Raw genomic sequence first — 21645 nt, 5'->3', positions numbered from 1 at the left:
CCCCTGAAGCCGTGTCGGGGACCTTTGCGGCGCTACAGCGCCTGGGCGGCGGGCTTCACCATGCCCCGGACGGTGCGCGACTTCACGAAGTCGCCCATGGCCGTCATCTCCCACTCGCCGGAGAACTGCTTGATCAGCTTGGCCATCATCACGCCGGTCTGCGGCTCGGCGCCGGTCAGGTCGAAGCGGACCAGCTCCTCGCCGGTGGTGGCGTCGATCAGCCGGCAGTAGGCCTTGGCGACCTCGGTGAACTTCTGGCCGGTGAACGAGTTGACCGTGAAGACCAGACCGGTCGCCTCGGCCGGGATCCGGCCAAGGTCGACGACGATCACCTCGTCGTCACCCGCGCCCTCGCCCGTGAGGTTGTCGCCGGAGTGCTTGACCGCGCCGTTCAGGATGGAGAGCTTGCCGAAGTAGCAGCTGTCCAGGTGGTTCCGGTTGGGGCCGTAGGCGATCACCGAGGCGTCGAGGTCGATGTCCTTGCCGCGGAACGCGGGCTCCCAGCCGAGGCCCATCTTGACCTGGGAGAGCAATGGGCGGCCGCCCTTGACCAGGGAGACCGTCTGGTTCTTCTGGAGACTGACCCGGCCCTTGTCGAGGTTGATCTTGCCGGAGGCGGCGGGCGCGGGAGCGGCGGCGGGCGGGGCCGGCGGGGCCGCGGGGGCCACAGGCGCGGCGATCCGCGGGTCCACCGGGGCCGCGGCGGGCATCGGGGGTGCGACGGGGGCGGGCGCGGGAGCGGCGGCGGGCTCCTCCTCGACCGAGACGCCGAAGTCCGTGGCGATACCGGCCAGTCCGTTCGCATAGCCCTGGCCGACCGCGCGGGCCTTCCAGGCGCCGTTGCGGAGATAGACCTCGATGACCACGAGCGCCGTCTCGGCGCCCAGCTGGGGCGGGGTGAACGTGGCGAGCACACTGCCGTCGTCGGCGTTGCGCACGGTCGCGGTGGGCTCGATGCCCTGGAAGGTCTGGCCCGCCGCATCCGGGCTCGCCGTGACGACGATCTTCTCGATGCCGGACGGGACCGCGGTGGTGTCCACCACGATCGCGTCCGGTGCGGTGCCGCCGCCGGAGCGATACGTCACGCCGGGGCCGGCGGGCTGGTTGTAGAAGATGAAGTCGTCGTCGGAGCGCACCTTGCCGTCGGCGGTGAGCAGCAGGCCCGAAACGTCGAGCCGCACCGGTGCGGAGACGTCCACTGCCACGCGGGCGGCGGAGAGAGGGATGTTCGAGCCGGGGGTCATAGCGGTCATGCACGGGGTAACGAACGACCGGGCTTTGCCGTTCCCTTACCTTCACCCGCCTTGGCGCACTCTTGGCGCGGCTGCGCGGCTGCGCGGCTGCGCGGCTGCGCTGCCGGGCTAGCCGGCCCGGCCGGACCGGCTAGTGCGGCCAGATCGGCGGGTTGGTGCAGAAGTGGCCGCCGAGGTGGGCGTGGTCGGGGTTGTCCGGGTCCAGCTCACCCTGTTCGGCGATGAGCTTGGCCGCGTACGGCTCCGAGTCGTCCCTCGGCTCGTATCCGAGCGAGCGGGCCGTCGTCAGGTCCCACCACAGCCGGGTGTTGTCGGACGAGCCGTGGACGACGGTGTGCCGCACGTCCCCGGCGGTGAGTGCGGCGTGGAAGAGCCGGGCGCCGTCCTCGGGGCTCATCCAGACCGAGAGCATCCGTACGGATGTCGGTTCCGGGAAGCAGGAGCCGATGCGTACGGAGACGGTCTCCATGCCGTGCCGGTCCCAGTACAGCTGGGCGAGGTCCTCGCCGAAGGACTTGGACAGGCCGTAGAAGGTGTCGGGGCGGCGCGGGGCGTCGACGGGGATCAGCGGGTCGCCGGGGAGCGGGCGAGGGGTGTAGCCGACGACATGGTTGGAGGAGGCGAACACGATGCGCCCGACGCCCTCTTCGCGCGCGGCCTCGTAGAGGTTGTACGTCCCCTCGATGTTCGCCTTCAGAATCTTGTCGAACGAGGCTTCCAGGGAGATGCCCGCGAGGTGGATGATCGCGTCGACACCCCGCACGGCCTCGCGCAGCGCCTCCTTGTCACCGAGGTCGGCCGTGATCGCGTCCGGCTCGCCCTCGATCGGGGCGACGTCGAAGAGGCGGAGCTCGTAGCCGTACGCGGGCAGAAGTCCGCGCATCAGGGTGCCGAGGCCGCCGGCGGCGCCGGTGAGCAGGACGGTGCGGGGAGCGGGCATACGCGGATCTCCTCGGTACATAGGTGCACGCGCGCGGCCTGCGCGCGCGTGCACGGCCCCTGCGGTACCTGCGACATGTACCCGTGGGACGTCAAATCCATGGACAGCATTCATATGGATGGACAAGCTAAGAAGTCATGACGTACGGCGTCAAGTGTCGGGTGCCTCTCTCGCGGAGTCTCTCGTGGAGTCGGTAACTCTGTCTTCGTGATCGGACGGGTTGCGCGCTCCCGCCTTGACCTGTGCCGGGATGCTGCCTTAGCGTGAGAGCGTTCATAAATATGGACACCGATCAGAATTGTGCACGCCTGAACCTGCTCAGGGAGCGCCCGTGACCTCAGCCCCTCTTGCCGCCCGACTCACCCGTGTCGCCGGGCCGCTCTTCTTCCCCGTCACCGCGTACGGACCGGACGGCGCGATCGACATCGACGCCTTCCGCGCGCATGTGCGGACCGGTATCGACGCCGGTGCGGCTGCCGTCTTCGCCTGCTGCGGCACCGGTGAGTTCCATGCCCTGACGCCGGAGGAATTCCGCCTCGTCGTCGCCGCGGCCGTCGAGGAGACCGCCGGAGAGGTGCCCGTCGTCGCGGGAGCCGGATACGGCACGGCGCTTGCGATCCAGTACGCGAAGCTCGCCGAGGACGCGGGCGCGGACGGGCTCCTCGCCATGCCCCCGTATCTGGTCTTCGCCGACCAGGCAGGGCTGCTGAGCCACTACACGGCGCTCGCCGCGGCCACCGGTCTGGAGACGATCGTCTACCAGCGTGACAATGCCGTCTTCACCCCGGAGACCGTCGTCGCACTGGCCGGGACGCCCGGCATCATCGGCCTCAAGGACGGCTACGGCGACCTCGACCTGATGCAGCGGATCGTCAGCGCCGTCCGCACCGAACTGCCCGGCCAGGACTTCCTCTACTTCAACGGGCTGCCCACCGCCGAACTCACCGGCCTCGCCTACCGGGGCATCGGCGTCACGCTGTACTCCTCCGCCGTCTTCGCCTTCGCGCCGGACATCGCGCTCGCCTTCCACCGGGCGCTGGACTCCGGCGACGACGACCTGGCCAACGCACTCCTCGACCACTTCTACCGGCCGCTCGTCGAACTGCGTGCCAAGGGCCGCGGCTACGCGGTCTCGCTCGTCAAGGCAGCCGTCCGGATGGGCGGCCTGGACGTGGGCGAGGTCCGCACCCCGCTCAGCGAGCCGCCCGCCGCCCACGTCGAGGAGCTCACCGAGATCATCGCGCGCGGCCGCGCCCTGCTGGAGAAGTACGGGCAGGAGCAGCGCGGGTGAAGACCTCGGCCTTCCTCTATCCGTGGGACGTCGTCGGCGACCCGGACGCGGCCGCCCGCGTCGCCGACCTGGGAGTCCAGCAGGTGACGCTCGCCGCCGCCTATCACTCCACCCGGGCGCTGACCCCGCGCCACCCCGGCCGCCGTATCGTCACGGCCGAGCATGCCGCGGTGCTCTACCCGCCGGATGCCGCCCGGTGGGCGGGGCGCGAACTGCGTCCGTACGAGCAGTCCTGGGTGACCTCGGACGATCCGTACGCCGAAGCCGCACAGGCCCTCACCGACGCCGGTCTCGAGGTGCACACCTGGGTGGTCCTGGCGCACAACTCCCGGCTGGGTGCCGAGCATCCGGACACCTCCGTGGTCAACGCGTACGGCGACCGCTACCCCTGGGCGCCGTGCATCGCACGGCCCGCGGTGGGCGAGTATCTGGTCGCTCTGGCGGCGGAGGCGGCGGTACGAGGCGGTGCGCGCGGTACCGAGCTGGAGTCCTGCGGCTGGTACGGCTTCGCGCATCTGCACGCCCACGACAAGATCGCGGGCGTCGGCCTCGGGGACGCGGCACAGTATCTGATGTCGCTCTGCTTCTGCCCCGACTGCCGGACCGGATACGCCGAACAGGGCCTGGACGCCGATGAGCTGGCCGCGACCGTACGCCGCGCGCTGAAACCGGCCTGGTCCGGTTCCGGCTCCCCGGAGACCGGGTGGTCGGGCATCGAGAAGCTCCTCGGTGCCGACCTCGCCGCCGCCACCCTCCGGTGGCGCGGCCAGGTCGCCCGTACGCTCCAGGAGTCCGCGGTCGCCGCCGTTCGGGCGGCGGCGGAGCCGGGCTTCCAGGTGCTGCTGCACGCCGACCCCGCGCCGTACCGCTGTGGTGCCAACGTCGGTGTCGACCCGGAGCACATCCTGTCCGTGGCGGACGGTGTGGTGCTGCCCTGCACCGGCGGTGACGCGGCGCGCGAGGGCGTACTCGGCCCGTTCGCCGGGCGCGAGGGTGTGCTCGCGGCCAACTTCACCGTGGTCACGGGGATGGGCGGCAGCCCCGCCACGCTGGAGCGCGACGCCGCGCATGCGGCATCGTGCGGCGCGAATCAACTGCGCCTGTACCACGCCGGGCTGGCTTCGGGCCCGGACCTCAGGACCGTCGCCGGAGCGCTGTCACGCCTCGGTCGATGAAGGAAGCGGGCCGGTGGGGGCCCCCGTCAGCGGTCCCCGCCGGCCCGTGACCAGCAGGGCCGCCGTCAGCAACGCCGCCGCGCCCACCAGCGGCAGCAGCACCCGGATGTCCACCAGCGCGACCAGCCCCGCACCGAGCGCCAGCGCCACCGCGTTGGGCGCAAACATCAGCGTGCCGGCGGTCGCCGCCGTCCGGCCCAGGAGCGCGTCCGGCGTCTCCCGCTGCACCGCCGTCATCGCGGCGATCAGTACACACGGCAGTCCGGCCCCGATCAGGCCGCAGGCCACCAGCGCCACCGCGTCGTACGGCAGCGCCCGCAGGCCCACCGCCACCGCGAACACGGCGATCCCCGCCGCCGTGAACACCCGTTCCGGCAGCCGCCGCAGCAGTGGCCCGGCCAGTAGCCCGATCATGATGGACCCGACGCCCTGTGCCACGGAGAGCACACCCGCGTACGAGGCGGAGTGACCGAGCCTCCCGTCCACGACGGCGTACAGCGTCGCCCCGTTGAGCCCGGCGCACAGCATCGTGACCGATCCGGCGAGCACCAGCGGCCGCAGCACCGGCGACCCCCAGACCTGCCGCATCCCGGCGGCCCATCCGCCCTCCCGGTCCTCGACCGTCGCCGGGTCCTGCTTCCGTACCCGCAGCAGTCCGTAGAGCCCGGCGGCCAGTGCGAAGGAGACCGCGTCCAGCAGGGCCACCGAGGCGCCCCCGAAGCGGGCGTAGAGCGCCGCACCGGTGAGCGGGGCCAGCAGCTTCATGCCCTCATTCGCCATCATCCGCAAGCCGTTGAAATCGCCCAGCAGGCGGGCGTCCACGGCCTGTGCGACCAGGGCCGACTCGGCCGAGTCCATCAGCACGAAGCTGGTCCCGTACAGCACGAGCACCGCGAAAAGGATCCAGATCCGCCCCGCCGAATCCACCGCGGTCAAGGTGGTCAGCAGCAGGGCCATGACGACGTTCGACCAGACCAGCAGCGGCTTCCTGGGCCATCGGTCGGCCACCGCCCCGAGGGCCGGCCCGAAGAGCACCGGCAGCCAGACGGCGAAGAGGGCGAGCGCCGCCAGACTGTCCGAGCCGGTCAGCGACTTGACCCAGATCCCCGCCGCCAGCGACATCGCGGAACTGCCGAATCCGGAGACGACGACCGCTGCCAGGAACAGCCCCGCCGTCCGGTCCCGTAGTACCCGCCCTGCCGCCGGCCCTGCCATCGCGCCCACCGAACCTCCCTGACCCGCACTTCCGTTACGCAGTCAGGCTGGCCGGTACGGCTGTTGCGGGGCATCGGGAAGATGTCGTAGGCCGCGCGGTGGGGGTGGCCGGGCCCCGCGATCGGCGTAGGGCACACGTCGTAATCCGGCGAAGTTCTTCTGTCGGAAGCGTTGACGAAACATTCACGGCGCCTCTAGCTTCATCGCGTCGTACTTCGTACGTCATATATGAGACGCGATATGCGAGATGTGAGAGCCCTTCACCCATGACCTTTGCGACGCCCACCCCGATTCCGTCCCGCACCCAGTACGTGCTGGAGGCGATCAAGCACGCGATCCTCACCGCGCAGCTGAGACCAGGGCAGGCGCTCGTCGAGACCGAGCTCGCCGCACAGTTCGGGGTGTCCAAGACGCCGGTGCGCGAGGCGCTCAAGACCCTTGCCGGTACCGGGCTCGTCGTCATGAGCCAGTACAAGGGCGTCACCGTGCGCCTGGTCGACGCGGCCATGGCACGGGAGGTGTACGACGTGCGCCTGCTCCTCGAACCGGAGGCGCTGCGGCGCTCCATCACCCGCAGGGCCTCGCTCGATGCCGCCCAGGAGGCCCTGGAGCGGGCCGACTCGGCCGGCGACAAGGCGGACAGGTCGCTCGCCAACCGGGACTTCCACCGGGCGCTCTACATGCCCTGCGGCAACCCACTGCTGGCCCGGATGCTCGACGAGGTCCGCGACCAGGCCGCACTCGTGTCGACGGTCGCCTGGGCGACCATCCCGTCCTGGGAGCGGGAGGCGGCCGAGCACCGCGAGATCCTGCGGCTCGCGCTCGCCGACGACGCGGACGCCGCGGCCCGGGCCCTGCACGACCACATCGCGTCGTTCGTCAGCCGCGCGTTCCCCGAGGAAGCGGAGAGCGAGGGGGACCGGGCATGAACCACCAGCACACCGACGAAAGGCCTGTCCGCATGGACTTCACACCGCTGAAGGCGGCCCTCGCAGATGTCGTGGCGATCCCGGTGACCCCGTTCGCCGAGGACGGGACCATCGACACGGCCGCCCACCGCGGACTGCTGCGGCGGCTCCTCGACGGCGGTGTCCGCACCCTCACCCCGAACGGCAACACCGGGGAGTTCTACGCGCTCACCCCCGAAGAGCGGCGCACCGTCACCGAGCTGACCATCGACGAGACCGGTGACCGCGCCACGGTCCTGGTCGGCGTCGGGCACGACGTGCCGACCGCGGTCGCCGCCGCCGAGCACGCGCGCGACGCCGGTGCCGAGATGGTGATGGTGCATCAGCCCGTACACCCGTATGTCTCGCAGGACGGCTGGATCGACTACCACCGGGCCATCGCCGGGGCCGTCCCCGGGCTCGGCGTCGTCCCCTACATCCGCAACCCGCAGCTCAGCGGCGAACACCTCGCCGCGCTCGCCGACAGCTGCCCCAATGTCATCGGCGTGAAGTACGCCGTACCGGACGCCGCACGGTTCGCCGCCTTCGCCCGCGACGCCGGCCTGGACCGCTTCGTCTGGATCGCCGGTCTCGCCGAGCTGTACGCCCCCGCCTACTTCTCCGCCGGTGCCACCGGCTTCACCTCCGGGCTCGTCAATGTCGCCCCCGGCGTCTCGCTCGCCATGCTGGAGGCGCTGCGGGCCGGTGACCACCCGGCCGCGATGAAGGTCTGGGAGCAGATCCGCCGCTTCGAGGAACTGCGCGCCGACCGGCAGTCCGCCAACAATGTGACGGTCGTCAAGGAGGCCCTCGCCTCGCTGGGACTCTGCCGCCGCGATGTCCGCCCGCCCAGCCGGGTGCTGCCCGAGGCACAGCGCGACGAGGTCGCCGACGAGGTCGCCGCGTGGTCGATATGACGGCCCGGGACGGCAGAATCGGCCCCGAGGAGCTGCGCAGCCACCAGTGGTACGGGACGGACGGGCTGCGCTCCTTCAGCCACCGGGCCCGGACGAGGCAGCTCGGCTACCTCCCCGAGGAGCACCTCGGCAAGCCCGTCATCGCGATCCTCAACACCTGGTCCGACATCAACCCCTGCCAAGTCCATCTGCGCGACCGTGCGCAGGCGGTCAAGCGGGGCGTCTGGCAGGCGGGCGGCTTCCCGCTCGAATTCCCGGTCTCCACGCTGTCGGAGACGTTCCAGAAGCCGACCCCGATGCTCTACCGCAACATGCTGGCCATGGAGACGGAGGAGCTGCTGCGCTCCTACCCGGTCGACGGAGCCGTGCTGATGGGCGGCTGCGACAAGTCGACGCCCGCGCTGCTGATGGGCGCGGCCTCCGTCGACCTGCCGACCGTCTTCGTACCGGCCGGGCCGATGCTGCCGGGGCACTGGCGCAACGAAGTTCTCGGCTCCGGCACCGACATGTGGAAGTACTGGGACGACAAGCGCGCCGGCCTCATCGGCGACTGCGAGATGGCCGAGCTGGAGAACGGGCTGGCGCGCTCCCCCGGCCACTGCATGACGATGGGCACCGCATCGACCCTGACGGCCGCCGCCGAAGCGCTCGGCGTCACCGTGCCGGGGGCCTCCTCCATCCCGGCCGTCGACTCCGGACACGACCGAATGGCCGCCCAGTCGGGACTGCGGATCGTCGAACTGATCATGCAGCAGCGGAAGTTGTCGCAGATCCTCACCGCGGAGGCTTACGAGGACGCGGTCGCCACCGTTCTCGCGCTCGGCGGCTCCACCAACGCCGTCATCCATCTGATCGCCATGGCGGGCCGCTCCGGAATCAAGCTCACCCTCGACGACTTCGACCGGATCGCCCGAACCGTGCCGGTCCTGGCCAATCTCCGCCCCGGCGGCCAGTACCTGATGGAGGACTTCCACTTCGCCGGCGGGCTGCCCGGGTTCCTGGACCGGCTCACCGACGTACTCCATCTGGACCGGCCCACCGTTTCGTACGACACCCTTCGCGAACAGCTCGAAGGGGCGCTCGTCCACAACAGTGATGTCATCCGGGAACGCGACAACCCTCTGGCGGACGAGGGCGGCGTGGCGGTGCTGCGCGGCAATCTCTGCCCGGACGGTGCGGTCATCAAGCACATCGCGGCCGAGCCCGCACTGCTGCGCCACACCGGCCCCGCGGTCGTCTTCGACGACTACAAGGAGATGCAGCGCACCATCAACGACCCGGCCCTGGCCCTCACCCCGGACCATGTGCTGGTGCTCCGCAACGCAGGCCCCAAGGGCGGACCCGGGATGCCCGAGTACGGCATGCTGCCGATCCCCGACTACCTGCTCAAGCAGGGTGTACGGGACATGGTGCGGATCTCCGACGCCCGGATGAGCGGCACCAGTTACGGGGCGTGCGTGCTGCACATCGCGCCCGAGTCCTACATCGGCGGGCCGCTCGCCCTGGTCCGCACCGGTGACCCGATCACCCTGGATGTCCAGGCGCGTCTTCTCCATCTCGACGTATCCGATGAGGAGTTGGAGCGGCGCAGGGCCGTATGGACGCCGCCGCCCACCCGGTACGGGCGCGGATACGGGGCGCTGTACCACGACCAGATCACCCAGGCCGACACCGGCTGCGACTTCGCTTTCCTGGCCCGGCAGGGAGAAGTGCCCGACCCCTACGCCGGCTGAACGACCCATACGCCGGCTGAGCGACCCGTACGCCGACCGAACTTCCGGCGCACCGCTTGTCCGAGATACCGAACGCCGTGCGGCAAGCGCTTGCGCGCTACACGCATCGCGCCAGCACCTGAGACAGAACGGAGACGTGTCATGGCCCAAGCCGCCGCTGTGGCCACACCGCCCAAGGTGCCCCGGCGCCGCTCCGCGAGCCCCCGCCGACTGCCGTATCTGCTGATCGCCCCCGCGGGGCTGCTGATGCTGGGCTTCCATCAGCGACCGCGGCTCGACCGGCGAGGGCGCACGCACCGGCTTCGTTTCCCCGGTCACGGCGCGCTGTTCGCGGTCGGCCTCTTCCTCACCCCGCTCGCCGCGGTCGCCCCGCCTCCCTCACTCCTTGAGCGCCGCCTTCATCATCTTCTGCGCGATCGGCGCCGCCAGGCCGTTGCCGCTGACCTCCGAGCGGGCCGCGCCCGAGTCCTCGACGATCACCGCCACCGCGACCTCCTTGCCGCTGGAGCTGTCCTTCGCGTACGAGGTGAACCAGGCGTACGGGGTCTTGCTGTTGCCCACGCCGTTCTGCGCGGTACCCGTCTTGCCGCCCACCTCGGCCCCGTCGATCCGGGCGTTGGTGCCGGTGCCGTCTTCGACGACGGTCACCATCGCACTGCGCAGCTGCTCGGCGGTGGACTGCGAGACGACCCGCTTCGTGTCCCCGTCCGCGAAGTCCTCGAGCGTGTTGCCCTTGGAGTCCGTCACCTCGGACACCATGTGCGGTGCGGCCAGTTCGCCACCGTTGGCGAGGGTGGCCGAGACCATGGCGATCTGCAGCGGTGTCGCGGTGACCTCGAACTGGCCGATGCCCGTCAGCGCCGTCTGCGGCTTGTCCATGCCGGACGGGTAGATGCTCTGGGAGGCCCGTACGGGCACATCGAGCTTCTCGGTGTTGAAGCCGAACTTCTCCGCCATCGCCCTGACCTTGTCCTGGCCGAGGTCGGCGGCGACCTTCGCGAAGACGTTGTTGCAGGAGTACTGGAGCGCGGTGCGCAGCGTGGCGTTCTCGCAGGGGGCCGAGGCGCTCTCGTTCTTCAGGACGGTGCTGGTGCCCGGCAGGGTGTACGGATTGGGGCTGTCCGTGCGCTCGTCGACGGAGCCGTACAGCCCGTTCTCCAGCGCTGCGGCCGCCACCACCAGCTTGAACGTCGAACCGGGTGCCAGCGGCTGCCGCAGCGCACGGTTGACCAGCGGCTTGCTCTCGTCGTCGAGCAGCTTCTTCCAGGCGTCGCCGTCCGCCGTCCCGCTGATCGTCGAGGGGTCGTACGAAGGGGTGGAGACCATGCCGAGGATCTGCCCGGTCTTCGGGTCGATCGCGACCGCCGCACCCTTGTCGTCGCCGAGCGCCTCGTACGCGGCCTTCTGCACATCGGGGTCGATCGTCGTCAGGACGTTGCCGGGGGAGGCCTGCTTGCCCGTCAGCATGTCCATCGGGTTCTTCAGCCGGTCGTCGGTGCCGTCCAGCACATGGCTGTAGATCCCTTCGATCTGCGTGGCACCGTACGCCTGCGAGCTGTAGCCGGTGACGGCAGAGTAGAGCTCGCCCTGCGTATATGTGCGTTTGTACGCGAGGTCGCTGCCCACCGTCCTCTTCGATCCGGTGACCGGGTTCCCGGCCACGATGATGTCGCCGAGCGGCTGCGCGTACTGCGCGATGGTGTTCCGCCGGTTGTGTTCGTCGTCTGCGAGCGCCTGTGCCTGGTACGCCTGCACCCAGGTCGCCCGCACCAGCAGGGCGAGGACCAGCAGCAGGCAGAAGACCGAGGCGTGTCTGATCGTTTTGTTCATCCCAGTGAGGGACGAGCGGCGCGCCGCGCGGCGTTCCCGGTTGTGCCGCTTCTCACCGATTCCTCATGATCGGGCCGGGGCGGCCGGGGGCGATGCCCCCGTCACCCCGGCAGCGTGAAGAGCAGTTCGTCGGTGTCCTCGCCGCGGGCGTGCGAGAACCCGTGGTCCTTGCCGGTGACGGCGAACCCGCACTTCTCCAGCACTCGGCGCGAGCCGGTGTTGTCGGCCGCGGCCCGTGCGTGCAGCGGGCGCTCCGGTACGACGTCGAGCAGCGCGCGCAGCGCGGCCGTCGCGAGCCCGCGGCCCCAGTGCGCCCTGTCGATCCAGTAGGTGACCTGGCGGTCGTCCGGCGGCCCGTACGCCCCGGCGTTGCCGACCACCGCGCCGTCCACGACCACCGTCCGCATCACGATGGAGCCGTCGGCCAGGATCCGTCGCCAGTGGGCGTCGAACGCATGCCGGTCGGTGGGGTCCTCGCTGGTGAAGGCGGCCGTCCTGACGGACTCCGGGTCGGACATGAACGCGAAGAACGACGACAGATCGCTGTCGCGCACCTCGCGCAGGGCAACCCGCATGATCAGAGCCTCCGGGTGGCCAGCGTCAGCCGGTCCCGCGCGTCGAACAGTGCGTCCTTCACCATCTGCTCGTGCGCGGGCGTGAGCCGGGCGACCGGCACCGAGCAGCTGATGGCGTCGCGGGCGGGGGTGCGGTACGGGATGGCGATGCCGAAACAGCGCAGCCCGAGGGTGTTCTCCTCGCGGTCCACCGCGTACCCCTGCTCGCGGATGAGGTGCAGCTCCTCGATGAGCTTCTCGCGGTCGGTGATGGTGTGCTCGGTCAGCGCGGGCAGCGTCTCGGGGAGCATCTTGCGGACCTGCTCGTCGCTGTGGGTGGCGAGCAGCGCCTTGCCGAGCGAGGTGGAGTGGGCGGGCAGCCGGCGGCCGACGCGGGTGAAGGGGCGCAGATAGTGCTGGGACTGCCGGGTGGCGAGGTACACCACGTTCGTCCCGTCGAGGCGGGCCAGGTGGATGGTCTCCGTCGTGTCGTCGGAGAGCCGGTCCAGAGTCGGGCGGGCGGCAGCGACGACCTCGTCACCGTCGATGTACGAGGTGCCGACCAGCAGGGCCCGTACGCCGATCCCGTACCGCGTGCCCGTCGCGTCGGTCTCCACCCAGCCCAGCTCCACCAGGGTGCGCAGCAGCATGTAGAGGCTGGACTTGGGATAGCCGACGGCCTCCTGCACCGCGGCGAGCGAGTGCATGCCGGGCCGCCCGGCGAAGTATTCGAGGAGTTCCACGGTCCGCACCGCGGACTTGACCTGTGCCCCACCAGACTCGGCAACCGACATCGCCCTACGCCCCTTCCAGCCCACTTACGAAACCCTGCGACTCCTTGCCACACTGAACGCCCGGAAATAGAGTCGCTTCATATTCACGATCAGGAACTCTGTTCAGAATACCGAACAACTTCTGATGTGTGGCAGTGGAGCGGAAGGAATCACGGTGGCAGCAGCACCAGTCTGGAGCGTCGACCCCCGCACCGGGAACCCGCGTGAGCAGGTTGCGGTGGAGGCTACAGCGGAGGAGGTCGACCGAGCGGTCCGGGCCGCCCATGCGGTACGCGACTCGCTCGCCGACCGCACCGTACGCGCCGCGTTCCTGCGTACCGCGGCCGATCTGCTCGCCGAGGCCGGGGAGCACGTCATCGAGGCCGCCGACGCGGAGACCGCACTCGGCCCGGCCCGGCTCACCGGCGAACTCGCCCGCACCGCAGCCCAGCTGCGGGCCTTCGCGGAGGTCGTCGACGAGGGCGCCTTCCTCGACATCCACATCGACCACGAGGACGCCACCAGGACCCCGCCCTGGCCCGACCTGCGCCGCTACAAGATCCCGCTCGGGGTCGTCGCCGTGTACGCGGCCAGCAACTTCCCGCTCGCCTTCTCCGTCCCCGGCGGCGACACCGCGAGCGCACTGGCGGCCGGCTGCCCGGTCGTCGTCAAGGCGCACCCCGACCACCCCGCCACCTCCGAACTGTGCGCCTCCGTACTGCGCCGGGCCGCGGCGCAGGTCGGACTGCCCGAGGACGTACTGATCCTGGTCCACGGCTTCGAGGCGGGCATCGAGCTGATCAAGCACCCGCTCGTCGCCGCCGCCGGCTTCACCGGCTCGGTACGCGGCGGCCGCGCCCTGTTCGACGCGGCGGCGGCCCGCCCCGCCCCCATCCCCTTCCACGGCGAGCTGGGCTCCCTCAACCCCGTCGTCGTCACCGAGGCGGCCGCCGCCGAGCGCGGCGAGCAGATCGGCGCCGGGCTCGGGGGCTCGATGACCATGGGCGCGGGCCAGTTCTGCACCAAGCCCGGCTTCGTCCTGGCCCCGGCCGGCGAGACCGGCGACCGTTTGCTGAAGTCCCTGACCGATGCGGTCAGCGACACCGAGGCGGGCGTCCTGCTCGACCACCGGATGCGCGACGCCTTCCTCGCAGGCGTACGCGAACGGGCCGAACTCCCCGACGTGGAGGCCCCGGTCACCCCCGGCGCGGGCGGCGACCACACCGTCGCGGCCGGCTTCCTGACCGTACCGGCGCACCTCCTCACCACCGAGGGCCCGCACGACGCGCTCCTGGAGGAGTGCTTCGGCCCCGTCACCGTCGTCGCCCGGTACGCCTCCGAGGACGAGATCACCGCCGTCCTCTCCCGGCTCCCCGGCAACCTCACCGCCACCCTCCAGACCGCCACGGACGGCGCCGACGCCGACGCCCCCGGACTCCTCGCGGCCCTCACCCCGCTGGCCGGCCGGGTCCTCGTCAACGGCTGGCCGACCGGCGTGGCCGTCGCCCCCGCCCAGCACCACGGCGGCCCCTACCCGGCCACCACCTCCACCTCCACCTCGGTCGGCGCCACCGCGATCGAACGCTGGCTGCGCCCCATCACCTACCAGACGACCCCCGAGGTCCTGCTCCCGCCGGAGCTCCGCGACGACAACCCCCTGAACCTGCCCCGCCGAGTGGACGGCCGCCGCGCATGACCCGGCACCTCCCCGAACTCCCCTTCGACCTGCGTCCGTTCGGCCCCGAGGCCGAGTGGACGTACGAGAACGGCGTACTGACCGGCCGGGCGGGCGCCCGTCAGGACCGGTTCGTACCGCCGGGCGGCGACGCCCTCGACACCGTGAGCGACGCACCCCGCCTCCTCGGACCCGCACCCCGGGGCGACTTCCAGCTGATCGCCCGGGTGAAGGTCGGCTTCGCCGCGGCCTTCGACGCCGGAGTGCTCTACCTCCACGTCGGGGAACGGGAGTGGGCCAAGCTCTGTCTGGAGCTCTCCCCGGACCGCCCCACCATCTGCACGGTCGTCACCCGTGGCCACTCCGACGACGTCAACTCCTTCGTCGTCGACGGCGACAGCTGCTGGCTCCGCCTCAGCCGCACGGGCAACGCGTTCGCCTTCCACGCCTCGGCCGACGGCGAGAAATGGACCTTCGTCCGCGTCTTCGCCCTCGGCGAGCCCGAGCAGGCGGCCGAGGCGTCGGTCGGCTTCCTGGTCCAGTCACCGACCGGCGATGGCTGCGAGGCGACGTTCGACCGGATCGCCCTCCGTACGAAGGGACTTGACGACCTGCGCGACGGCAGCTGAGCGCTCGGACGCCTTCACCGTCACCTGCACCCTCGCCCTCCGGCCCGGAGGGCGAGGGTGTTCGTCTTCGGGCCCGCGACGCCTCGGCTCAGGCCCCGGCCGCGTACCGCACGAAGTGCGTCCAGCCGGTGCGGGTGAGTGTCAGGTGGGGGAGGGCTGTGTCCTTCGAGTCGCGGACGAGGATTGCCTGTCCGGCAGTGGCGACCTCGACACATGCTCCCCCTTCGTTGGAGCTGTAGCTGCTTTTGATCCACGTGAGGGGCACCGTGATGCCCGCAGAGTCATCGATGCTCATGCTTGTCTCAGCAACTCCTTGATAACGGTCAGGGACTCGGATGGTGTGGGTGCCTGTGCCCTGATGCTGCCGTAACGTGCGGCCAGGATACGGACTTCATCCGGATCGGTGATCAGCCTGCTGATGTTCTGGACCTCCAGGTATGCCACCTGAGGCCGACCCTTCGGCGCCAGCAGGATGAAGGGACCGCCCATGCCCGCGTGTTCGTTACGCCTGGTGGGCATGACCTGAAGCTCCAGGCTTCTCAGTTGTCCGAGATCGATCAGCTGCTCCAGCTGTGCCTTGTGCACTGCGTCGCCGCCGATCGGTCTACGGAGGACCGACTCTTCGATGATGCACGTCACGATCGGAGCAGGCCACCGAGTCAACAGCTCCTGTCGGGCAAGTCGTGCCGCCACCCGTTGCTCGATCGTCGCTTCGTCCAGCAACGGCTTACGCATGGCGAACAGAGCCCGTGCGTGCGCCTCGGTCTGTAGCAGTCCCGGTACGACGTGGCTGCCGTACTCGTGGACCTCGACGGCATCCGCCTCCAGCTTCGCATAGTCCTTGAACCACGCAGGATGCTTCACCCGGGCCCGTGCCTTCGCCCGCGCCACGTCCTCCTTCGTGGCCCGCAGCAGCCCGCTCGCTTCAAACAAGTCGTCCGCCGCGTCCAGAAAATCCGGCTGCGGTGTCCTGCGCCCCCGTTCCAAGGACCGGATCAGGTCCTCGCTGTACCCGAGCCGGTCGCCCAGTTCCCGCTGGGTGAGGCCGGCCCGCTCCCGCAGCAGCCGGACCTGGCGGCCGATCACCCGGAACAGGTCCGTGGCCTCCTCCGAGTCGTCGTCGCCACCGATCGCACCGTCCAGCTCCATTGCTGCCCGCTTTCGTTCCATGGGCCGACCGTGTGCGCCGTCACGGCACGGCGGACAACCGGTACCGGTCGCCGTGCGTACTGGTACGCGCACGCTACGTACCGCTGTCGTTGCTGGTCAGCGTACGGTCACTCGGCCACGCTGAGTGGTGTGACGAGCGAATCCGCAGAGATCGAAATTCCGCAACGGGCAACTTCCGCACCACAGTTCACACAGCTGTTCAGTGCCACCCGCCGAGGTGCCCGCCTGGCTCGCCTGCTCGCCGTGGAGCAACTGGCGGCATGGGGATGGCCGCGTGACGGCGAGCGCATCGACGCGGCCGCGCTCGTTGTCGCCGAACTGGCGGCGAACGCGGTCATGCACGGGCGGCTGGACGGGCGGGGGTTCCGCCTCGGGCTTGCTCTCCTCCCGAGCGGACGGCTGCGGATCGAGGTCACGGACCCGCGCGGCGAAAGCCTCCCCGCCGCGTCCCGGGAGGCCGTTGAAGGAGGCCGGGGGCTGATCATCGTCGGTGCCCTGGCGGCGGACTGGGGCGTACATCCGTACCCGCCGTCCGGCAAGACGGTATGGGCAGAGGTCTCCGCGACGCGAACGGGCGCCGGGCGACACCCTGCCGGTGATTGCGCACCCCGACCCGACAACCAACGGGCCCCCGGTGGCGAGTGAGTACTCCCGCACCTCGTCGTACCGGGAATGGTGCCCATCCGCACCCACCACACGCTATATGCGCGTCTGTACCGGCATGAGGGCACCCATGGCCGGAAGACGGACGTCAGGACCTCGCGTGTTCCGTGGATGATCGACGATTTTCGGCCTCGCAGGTGCGGTGGTGGAACGTGAGGGCGATCAGGAGCTGTTGGGCCGCCATGGTTTCCAGGAGGGTGGCCCGCAGTGATGCCATGTGGCCCGCTTACCGCCCCCTCCGGTGTTTGTTCGTCAGTCCGTCGGGCGGGGTGACGACCGGGTCGGGCGGCGCGAAAACCATGATCTGATACCAGGCATACCAGGCCAACAGCACCGGCTTTCAGCCGGAATTTTTGGCGCACGATGTGCCACCGTGCGGCGCGGTGCACCACTAGATTGCCGAACGGCACCACGAGACCGACCATGACCTGCCCTCTTTCGTTCACCGGCAGGAAAATTGGCAGCCAGTCACCACGCCTTGAATTCCTGGTGAACGCCGGGTCCGGGCAGGCTGCCGGTCCGCACCACCGCGTCCGGCCGGGCTGACAGTGCTGGACGGTCGCGGCGTTCGAGTACTTCCTGACCCGATCCGGTTGTCCGGGGACACCCCCATGGAGCCGGCCGAGAGTATGAGGCACGTTCTGTGAAGGTTCGTACGAGGCGGTCGAGCGCTCTGATCGCCGGGGGATTGGCAGGGGTGCTGCTGACGGGTTGTGGCTCCCAGGGTGAGATCTGGCCATTCGACGAGGACAAGGGGAGAATGGTCGTCGGGATGTCCGACGGCATCCTCGCGACGGATCCGGCCGCGGGGTACGACCCGGGGTCCTGGCTGCTGTTCAACAACGTCTTCCAGTCCTTGATGAGCTTCCCGCCCGGGAGTTCCACCCCTGTGCCGGAGGCCGCCGAGGAGTGTCATTTCTCGGACGGCAGCAAGACCTACACCTGCACCCTGCGCGGCGGGTTGAAGTTCAGCAACGGCAACAGCCTCACATCGGCGGACGTCAAATACTCCTTCGACCGGGCGATCGGAATCAACGACCCGGCGGGCCCGGCACCGCTGCTCTCCACCATCTCGTCGATCAGCACCCCGAGCGAGAAGAGCGTCGTCTTCCACCTCAAGGTGCCCGATGCGATATTTCCCAGCAAGATCGCATCGGGTGCCGGTTCCATCGTGGACCGTCACGTCTATCCCAAGGACAGGCTGCTCAAGGGCGGCAAGACGGTTGGCTCCGGCCCCTACATGCTGGACTCCATCGACAAGTCGAAGGCCGTCTTCTCGGTCTACTCCGGCTACCACGGAACCGCCGACGTGAAGAACTCCGGCGTGACGCTGCGACTCTTCGAGGGCGACCAGCAGGCCCTCAAATCCTCCATGGAGAAGGGCGAGGTCGACGTCGCATACCGCGGCCTCACCGCCAAGGCGATAGCCGCCCTGGATGCCTCGCCCACCGCAGGGACGGACGGTATCGACGTAGTCCAGGGGAGCAGCGCCGAGGTCCAGCACATGGTCTTCAACATGGCAGACCCCGTGGTCGGCAAGATCGCCGTGCGCAAGGCCATCGCCTATCTCATCGACCGCAACTCCCTGTTGAGCGAGGTCTACGAGTCCACGACGACGCCGCTCTACTCGATCGTCCCGGTCGGTATCACCGGGCACGGCACCTCCTTCTTCGACACGTACGGCGATGGCCCGCAGCCCCAGAAGGCAAAGGATGTCCTGAGGGACTCAGGTATCACCGACAAGGTGAAACTGACCCTCTGGTCCACCCCGAGCCGGTACGGACCCGCTACCGACGACGAACTGCGGACCATCGCGGGTCAGCTGAACAAGAGCGGACTCTTCGACGCCAAGATGGAGACTGTCCCGTTCGACCAGTACGAGAAGGACATCGCCAACGGCAAGTACGGGGTCTACGTCAAGGGCTGGGTGCCGGACTATCCCGACCCCGACAATTTCACCCAGCCGTTCTTCGGCAAGGGCAACGTCCTGTCGAACAATTACGAGAACAGCGAGATAATCGACCGGATCATCCCGCAGACCTCGTCCATGACCGACCGCGCGAGCACCCGGCAGAAGTTCATCAAGCTGCAGGACATCGTGGCGCGCGAGCTGCCGCTCCTGCCGCTCTGGCAGGGCAAGCAGTACGCAGTCGCCCACGAGAACGTCCGGGGCCTTCAGAATTGCCTGGACACATCGACTGTCTTCCGGTTCTGGGAACTCACCACTGCGTATTAGGCACTGAGCCTTTGCCGACCTCGGCTTGAGCAGGTCACGTGGAGGGTGAGGACGGCCTGAACGAGTGCGGTGACGCGGGTGGTGCCGCACCGCCTCGTCGGCGAGGAAATCGGTGGCGCCCCGTGAGGTGAGCCGTTAACTTCCGCCTGAGCACAGTGAGGTACGAGGCGCGATCACGAATGGAGCCAGGCATGGAGACCGAGGGCGCGCGAACCGGCCGCGCGGGCTTGCTGCTCGACCAGTTCGACCAGGCCAGGGAGATGGCCCAGGTGAAGCTGACGGGGCTCGGTGACGAGGAGTACCTGTGGGAGCCGGTGGCCGGTTGCTGGTCGATCCGGCGCCGGGGCGAGGCGTCGACGCCCAGGGCGTACGGGCCGGGCGAATGGGTGCTCGACAAGGGGGCCCCGGACATCCCGGCAAATGAGTACGCCGAGGTTGCCCGGCAGGCCGCCGGCGGCATGACCGTCGCCAAGATCGCCGATGACTGGAGCGTGAGCGTCGAGCGGGTCGAGCAGGTCCTCGCCCACACCGGTGCGCCGGAGCCCGACGAAGCGCCGATCACCACCATCGCGTGGCGGCTGGGACACCTGCACTCCTGCTTCGCGGGGCAATGGGAGTGGACCTTCGGCGAACGGCGGCAGGAGCCGAAGCTGCTGGTCGACTTCACCCCCTCCGCCGCCTTGGCACTCAAGCGGTTCTGGGAGCTGATCGACCGCTGGCGCGACAGCGTCGCCGCCGTCACCGACGAGCAGCTCGACACGGTCGGCTTCTCGCAGTACCCGTACGGCTCCGATCCCGACAACCCATTCATCGCCGTGCTGGCGGGGGCCAACCTCGAATTCATTCACCACATGGCCGAGATCGCGTTGCTCCGCGACCTGTGGCGGGCCCGCTTCACCACTCCCGGGTAGGCACGGGCGCGCCACGAGGGTGTTCCATGGCGTTCCGGTCGGCACGCCGGCGAGCGGTTCGTGACCTGCGGCGTGAGCGCGTCCGCCCCGGCGGATGCCTTTCTTGCTGCGGATACGGGCGCGTTCCCGACGTTGCTTGGCCGGCAGGTCAGAGTGGCGAGCGTTGGTGTTGCGCCGGCGCAGGCAGGCGTGCGGGGCCGCCGACGGGCCGGTGGAACCCGCGGGGCGCCGCCCACGTCGCCCCGGCCGCCGCGGCCGCCCGCCCGATCGGACGCCGCCGCCCCCGAGGTGCAGGCGAACAGGTATGCAGGCATGGGTCGATACGACGGCATGGCTGCTTTGGCCAAGTTCAAGTGGCGGTTTTCAGCCAACGGTTGCTGGTGGGGCGGCCGGGGAGGCAGTGGGGCTGTCTTGGTTGACCGTTGATCAATTACCTTGTGCCGTAAGCCAGTCACTGACCTTGAGGGAGCCCCATGTCCGCCGCGCAGCAGGTGCCCGACATCCTCTCGCCCGAGTTCGCCGCGGACCCCTACCCGGCGTACCGTCTGATGCGCGACACCGCGCCCCTCATCTGGCACGAGGCCACGCAGAGTTACATCATCTCGCGCTACGAGGACGTCGAGCACGTCTTCAAGGACAAGAACGGCGAGTTCACCACCGACAACTACGACTGGCAGATCGAGCCCGTGCACGGCAAGACGATCCTCCAGCTCAGCGGCCGTGAGCACGCCGTGCGCCGCGCCCTCGTCGCCCCCGCCTTCCGCGGCGCCGACCTCCAGGAGAAGTTCCTCCCCGTCATCGAGCGCAACTCACGCGAACTGATCGACGCCTTCCGGAACTCCGGCTCCGCCGACCTGGTCGACGACTACGCCACCCGCTTCCCGGTCAACGTGATCGCCGACATGCTGGGCCTCGACAAGGCGGACCACGCGCGCTTCCACCATTGGTACACGTCCGTCATCGCCTTCCTCGGCAACCTCTCGGGCGACCCCGAGGTGGCCGCGGCGGGCGACCGGACCCGTGTCGAGTTCGCCGAGTACATGCTGCCGGTCATCCGGGAACGCCGCGAGAACCTGGGCGACGACCTGCTGTCCACGCTGTGCGCCGCCGAGGTCGACGGTGTGCGGATGAGCGACGAGGACATCAAGGCGTTCTGCAGCCTGCTGCTCGCCGCCGGCGGCGATACCACCGACAAGGCGATCGCCAGCATCTTCGCGAACCTGCTGCTCCACCCCGACCAGCTCGCCGCCGTCCGCGCGGACCGCGACCTGATCCCGCGGGCCTTCGCCGAGACCCTGCGGTACACCCCGCCCGTCCACATGATCATGCGGCAGTCCGCGACCGAGGTGAAGCTCAGTGGCGGCACCATACCCGCCGGTGTCACCGTCACCTGCCTGATAGGCGCCGCCAACCGCGACGAGAGCCGCTACCGCGACCCCGACCGCTTCGACATCTTCCGCGACGACCTGACCACCACGACCGCCTTCTCCGCCGCCGCCGACCACCTCGCCTTCGCGCTCGGCCGGCACTTCTGCGTCGGCGCGCTGCTGGCCAAGGCGGAGGTCGAGACCGGCATCAGCCAACTGCTGGACGCCATGCCCGACATACGCCTCGCCGACGGCTTCGACCCGGTCGAGGAAGGCGTCTTCACCCGCGGACCGCAGCGCCTGCCAGTGCGGTTCACGCCCGTGACGGCCGCCTGACCGCCATACCGGCACCACCGCCGAGGTGAT

At 69.7% G+C, this 21645-nt stretch carries 19 protein-coding genes and 1 pseudogene; 12 read left to right on the top strand and 8 right to left on the bottom strand.

The window, feature by feature from the left end; translation table 11 throughout:
• Positions 1-32: 32 nt before the first annotated feature.
• Together ACFVYE_RS00600 and ACFVYE_RS00595 are read right to left on the bottom strand one after the other, a co-directional pair.
• Entirely contained in the window at positions 33-1253 is a 1221-nt protein-coding gene (locus tag ACFVYE_RS00600; RefSeq protein ID WP_383979733.1) for a TerD family protein, read from the bottom strand.
• 130 nt (positions 1254-1383) lie between these two features.
• The gene (locus ACFVYE_RS00595) at positions 1384-2193 is read right to left on the bottom strand and encodes an NAD-dependent epimerase/dehydratase family protein (RefSeq protein WP_389603411.1); all 810 of its coding nucleotides are present in this window, start codon (positions 2191-2193) and stop codon (positions 1384-1386) included.
• A gap of 331 nt (positions 2194-2524) precedes the next feature.
• On the opposite strand from ACFVYE_RS00595, the gene ACFVYE_RS00590 reads away from it, so the two are divergent.
• A complete protein-coding gene (locus ACFVYE_RS00590; RefSeq protein WP_383959616.1) occupies positions 2525-3484 on the top strand; it encodes a 5-dehydro-4-deoxyglucarate dehydratase in 960 nt (319 codons plus the stop codon).
• Entirely contained in the window at positions 3481-4659 is a 1179-nt protein-coding gene (locus tag ACFVYE_RS00585) for a hypothetical protein (RefSeq protein WP_389603409.1), read from the top strand. Before ACFVYE_RS00590 ends, ACFVYE_RS00585 begins: the two co-directional genes overlap by 4 nt.
• Here ACFVYE_RS00585 and ACFVYE_RS00580 read toward each other — a convergent pair.
• A complete protein-coding gene (locus ACFVYE_RS00580) occupies positions 4642-5874 on the bottom strand; it encodes an MFS transporter (protein WP_389603407.1) in 1233 nt (410 codons plus the stop codon). The genes ACFVYE_RS00585 and ACFVYE_RS00580 overlap by 18 nt on opposite strands.
• 266 nt (positions 5875-6140) lie before the next feature.
• Here ACFVYE_RS00580 and ACFVYE_RS00575 point away from each other — a divergent pair, with 266 nt between their 5' ends.
• From ACFVYE_RS00575 to ACFVYE_RS00560, 4 genes and pseudogenes are all read left to right on the top strand, one after another.
• Entirely contained in the window at positions 6141-6803 is a 663-nt protein-coding gene (locus tag ACFVYE_RS00575) for a GntR family transcriptional regulator (protein WP_383959612.1), read from the top strand.
• 32 nt (positions 6804-6835) lie between these two features.
• Positions 6836-7738 carry a dihydrodipicolinate synthase family protein gene (locus tag ACFVYE_RS00570; protein WP_383959635.1) on the top strand — a complete coding sequence of 301 codons (903 nt, stop codon included), beginning with the start codon at positions 6836-6838 and terminating at the stop codon, positions 7736-7738.
• The gene (araD, locus tag ACFVYE_RS00565) at positions 7735-9471 is read left to right on the top strand and encodes an L-arabinonate dehydratase (RefSeq protein WP_389603710.1); all 1737 of its coding nucleotides are present in this window, start codon (positions 7735-7737) and stop codon (positions 9469-9471) included. Before ACFVYE_RS00570 ends, araD begins: the two co-directional genes overlap by 4 nt.
• A gap of 141 nt (positions 9472-9612) precedes the next feature.
• A pseudogene (locus ACFVYE_RS00560) lies at positions 9613-9741 on the top strand (sugar ABC transporter permease); the annotation flags it as partial.
• A 108-nt stretch (positions 9742-9849) separates the two neighbouring features.
• On the opposite strand, the gene ACFVYE_RS00555 reads toward ACFVYE_RS00560, so the two are convergent.
• The 3 genes from ACFVYE_RS00555 to ACFVYE_RS00545 all read right to left on the bottom strand — a co-directional run bounded on the left by ACFVYE_RS00555 (position 9850) and on the right by ACFVYE_RS00545 (position 12649).
• Positions 9850-11301, bottom strand: coding sequence for a peptidoglycan D,D-transpeptidase FtsI family protein (locus ACFVYE_RS00555; RefSeq protein WP_389603405.1), 1452 nt, complete (start codon positions 11299-11301; stop codon positions 9850-9852).
• Between the two features lie 101 nt (positions 11302-11402).
• Positions 11403-11876 (bottom strand): GNAT family N-acetyltransferase, encoded by a 474-nt coding sequence (locus ACFVYE_RS00550; protein ID WP_383959608.1) that lies wholly within the window; start codon positions 11874-11876, stop codon positions 11403-11405.
• Positions 11877-11878: 2 nt separating this feature from the next.
• Complete coding sequence (locus tag ACFVYE_RS00545) at positions 11879-12649, bottom strand: IclR family transcriptional regulator (RefSeq protein ID WP_266362358.1); 771 nt, start codon at positions 12647-12649, stop codon at positions 11879-11881.
• Between the two features lie 154 nt (positions 12650-12803).
• Here ACFVYE_RS00545 and ACFVYE_RS00540 point away from each other — a divergent pair, with 154 nt between their 5' ends.
• Both ACFVYE_RS00540 and ACFVYE_RS00535 read left to right on the top strand, forming a co-directional pair.
• Positions 12804-14324 (top strand): aldehyde dehydrogenase (NADP(+)), encoded by a 1521-nt coding sequence (locus ACFVYE_RS00540; protein WP_389603402.1) that lies wholly within the window; start codon positions 12804-12806, stop codon positions 14322-14324.
• Positions 14321-14932, top strand: a complete 612-nt coding sequence (locus ACFVYE_RS00535) for a DUF1349 domain-containing protein (protein WP_389603400.1) — start codon at positions 14321-14323, stop codon at positions 14930-14932. The genes ACFVYE_RS00540 and ACFVYE_RS00535 overlap by 4 nt, the downstream gene beginning before the upstream one ends.
• An 88-nt stretch (positions 14933-15020) precedes the next feature.
• Here the strand turns inward: ACFVYE_RS00535 and ACFVYE_RS00530 are convergent, their stop codons facing one another.
• Both ACFVYE_RS00530 and ACFVYE_RS00525 read right to left on the bottom strand, forming a co-directional pair.
• Positions 15021-15227: a DUF397 domain-containing protein gene (locus ACFVYE_RS00530; protein ID WP_383959602.1), complete on the bottom strand. Its 207-nt coding sequence runs from the start codon at positions 15225-15227 to the stop codon at positions 15021-15023.
• Positions 15224-16102, bottom strand: coding sequence for a Scr1 family TA system antitoxin-like transcriptional regulator (locus ACFVYE_RS00525; RefSeq protein ID WP_389603397.1), 879 nt, complete (start codon positions 16100-16102; stop codon positions 15224-15226). Before ACFVYE_RS00525 ends, ACFVYE_RS00530 begins: the two co-directional genes overlap by 4 nt.
• A 120-nt stretch (positions 16103-16222) precedes the next feature.
• Here ACFVYE_RS00525 and ACFVYE_RS00520 point away from each other — a divergent pair, with 120 nt between their 5' ends.
• From ACFVYE_RS00520 to ACFVYE_RS00505, 4 genes are all read left to right on the top strand, one after another.
• Complete coding sequence (locus ACFVYE_RS00520; RefSeq protein ID WP_389603708.1) at positions 16223-16747, top strand: ATP-binding protein; 525 nt, start codon at positions 16223-16225, stop codon at positions 16745-16747.
• Positions 16748-17408: 661 nt separating this feature from the next.
• Positions 17409-19001 (top strand): ABC transporter substrate-binding protein, encoded by a 1593-nt coding sequence (locus tag ACFVYE_RS00515; protein WP_383959596.1) that lies wholly within the window; start codon positions 17409-17411, stop codon positions 18999-19001.
• Between the two features lie 191 nt (positions 19002-19192).
• Positions 19193-19912 carry a DinB family protein gene (locus ACFVYE_RS00510; RefSeq protein ID WP_383959594.1) on the top strand — a complete coding sequence of 240 codons (720 nt, stop codon included), beginning with the start codon at positions 19193-19195 and terminating at the stop codon, positions 19910-19912.
• Positions 19913-20385: 473 nt separating this feature from the next.
• Entirely contained in the window at positions 20386-21615 is a 1230-nt protein-coding gene (locus ACFVYE_RS00505; RefSeq protein ID WP_383959592.1) for a cytochrome P450, read from the top strand.
• Positions 21616-21645: the final 30 nt, after the last annotated feature.

Source organism: Streptomyces sp. NPDC058239 (genome assembly GCF_042882185.1).
Lineage (GTDB): Bacteria > Actinomycetota > Actinomycetes > Streptomycetales > Streptomycetaceae > Streptomyces.
The sequence above is the reverse complement of the archived record's forward strand: the minus strand, read 5'-3'. Positions and strand labels throughout refer to the sequence as shown.

What these genes read in the sequence shown, in the direction of transcription:
- ACFVYE_RS00600 (WP_383979733.1), bottom strand. Translation starts at nt 1,253, where the DNA reads ATGACCGCTATGACCCCCGGCTCGAACATCCCTCTCTCCGCCGCCCGC.
- ACFVYE_RS00530 (WP_383959602.1), bottom strand. Translation starts at nt 15,227, where the DNA reads ATGAGCATCGATGACTCTGCGGGCATCACGGTGCCCCTCACGTGGATC.
- araD (WP_389603710.1), top strand. Translation starts at nt 7,735, where the DNA reads ATGACGGCCCGGGACGGCAGAATCGGCCCCGAGGAGCTGCGCAGCCAC.
- ACFVYE_RS00595 (WP_389603411.1), bottom strand. Translation starts at nt 2,193, where the DNA reads ATGCCCGCTCCCCGCACCGTCCTGCTCACCGGCGCCGCCGGCGGCCTC.
- ACFVYE_RS00505 (WP_383959592.1), top strand. Translation starts at nt 20,386, where the DNA reads ATGTCCGCCGCGCAGCAGGTGCCCGACATCCTCTCGCCCGAGTTCGCC.
- ACFVYE_RS00510 (WP_383959594.1), top strand. Translation starts at nt 19,193, where the DNA reads ATGGAGACCGAGGGCGCGCGAACCGGCCGCGCGGGCTTGCTGCTCGAC.
- ACFVYE_RS00575 (WP_383959612.1), top strand. Translation starts at nt 6,141, where the DNA reads ATGACCTTTGCGACGCCCACCCCGATTCCGTCCCGCACCCAGTACGTG.
- ACFVYE_RS00545 (WP_266362358.1), bottom strand. Translation starts at nt 12,649, where the DNA reads ATGTCGGTTGCCGAGTCTGGTGGGGCACAGGTCAAGTCCGCGGTGCGG.
- ACFVYE_RS00555 (WP_389603405.1), bottom strand. Translation starts at nt 11,301, where the DNA reads ATGAACAAAACGATCAGACACGCCTCGGTCTTCTGCCTGCTGCTGGTC.
- ACFVYE_RS00580 (WP_389603407.1), bottom strand. Translation starts at nt 5,874, where the DNA reads ATGGCAGGGCCGGCGGCAGGGCGGGTACTACGGGACCGGACGGCGGGG.
- ACFVYE_RS00525 (WP_389603397.1), bottom strand. Translation starts at nt 16,102, where the DNA reads ATGGAACGAAAGCGGGCAGCAATGGAGCTGGACGGTGCGATCGGTGGC.
- ACFVYE_RS00550 (WP_383959608.1), bottom strand. Translation starts at nt 11,876, where the DNA reads ATGCGGGTTGCCCTGCGCGAGGTGCGCGACAGCGATCTGTCGTCGTTC.
- ACFVYE_RS00535 (WP_389603400.1), top strand. Translation starts at nt 14,321, where the DNA reads ATGACCCGGCACCTCCCCGAACTCCCCTTCGACCTGCGTCCGTTCGGC.
- ACFVYE_RS00570 (WP_383959635.1), top strand. Translation starts at nt 6,836, where the DNA reads ATGGACTTCACACCGCTGAAGGCGGCCCTCGCAGATGTCGTGGCGATC.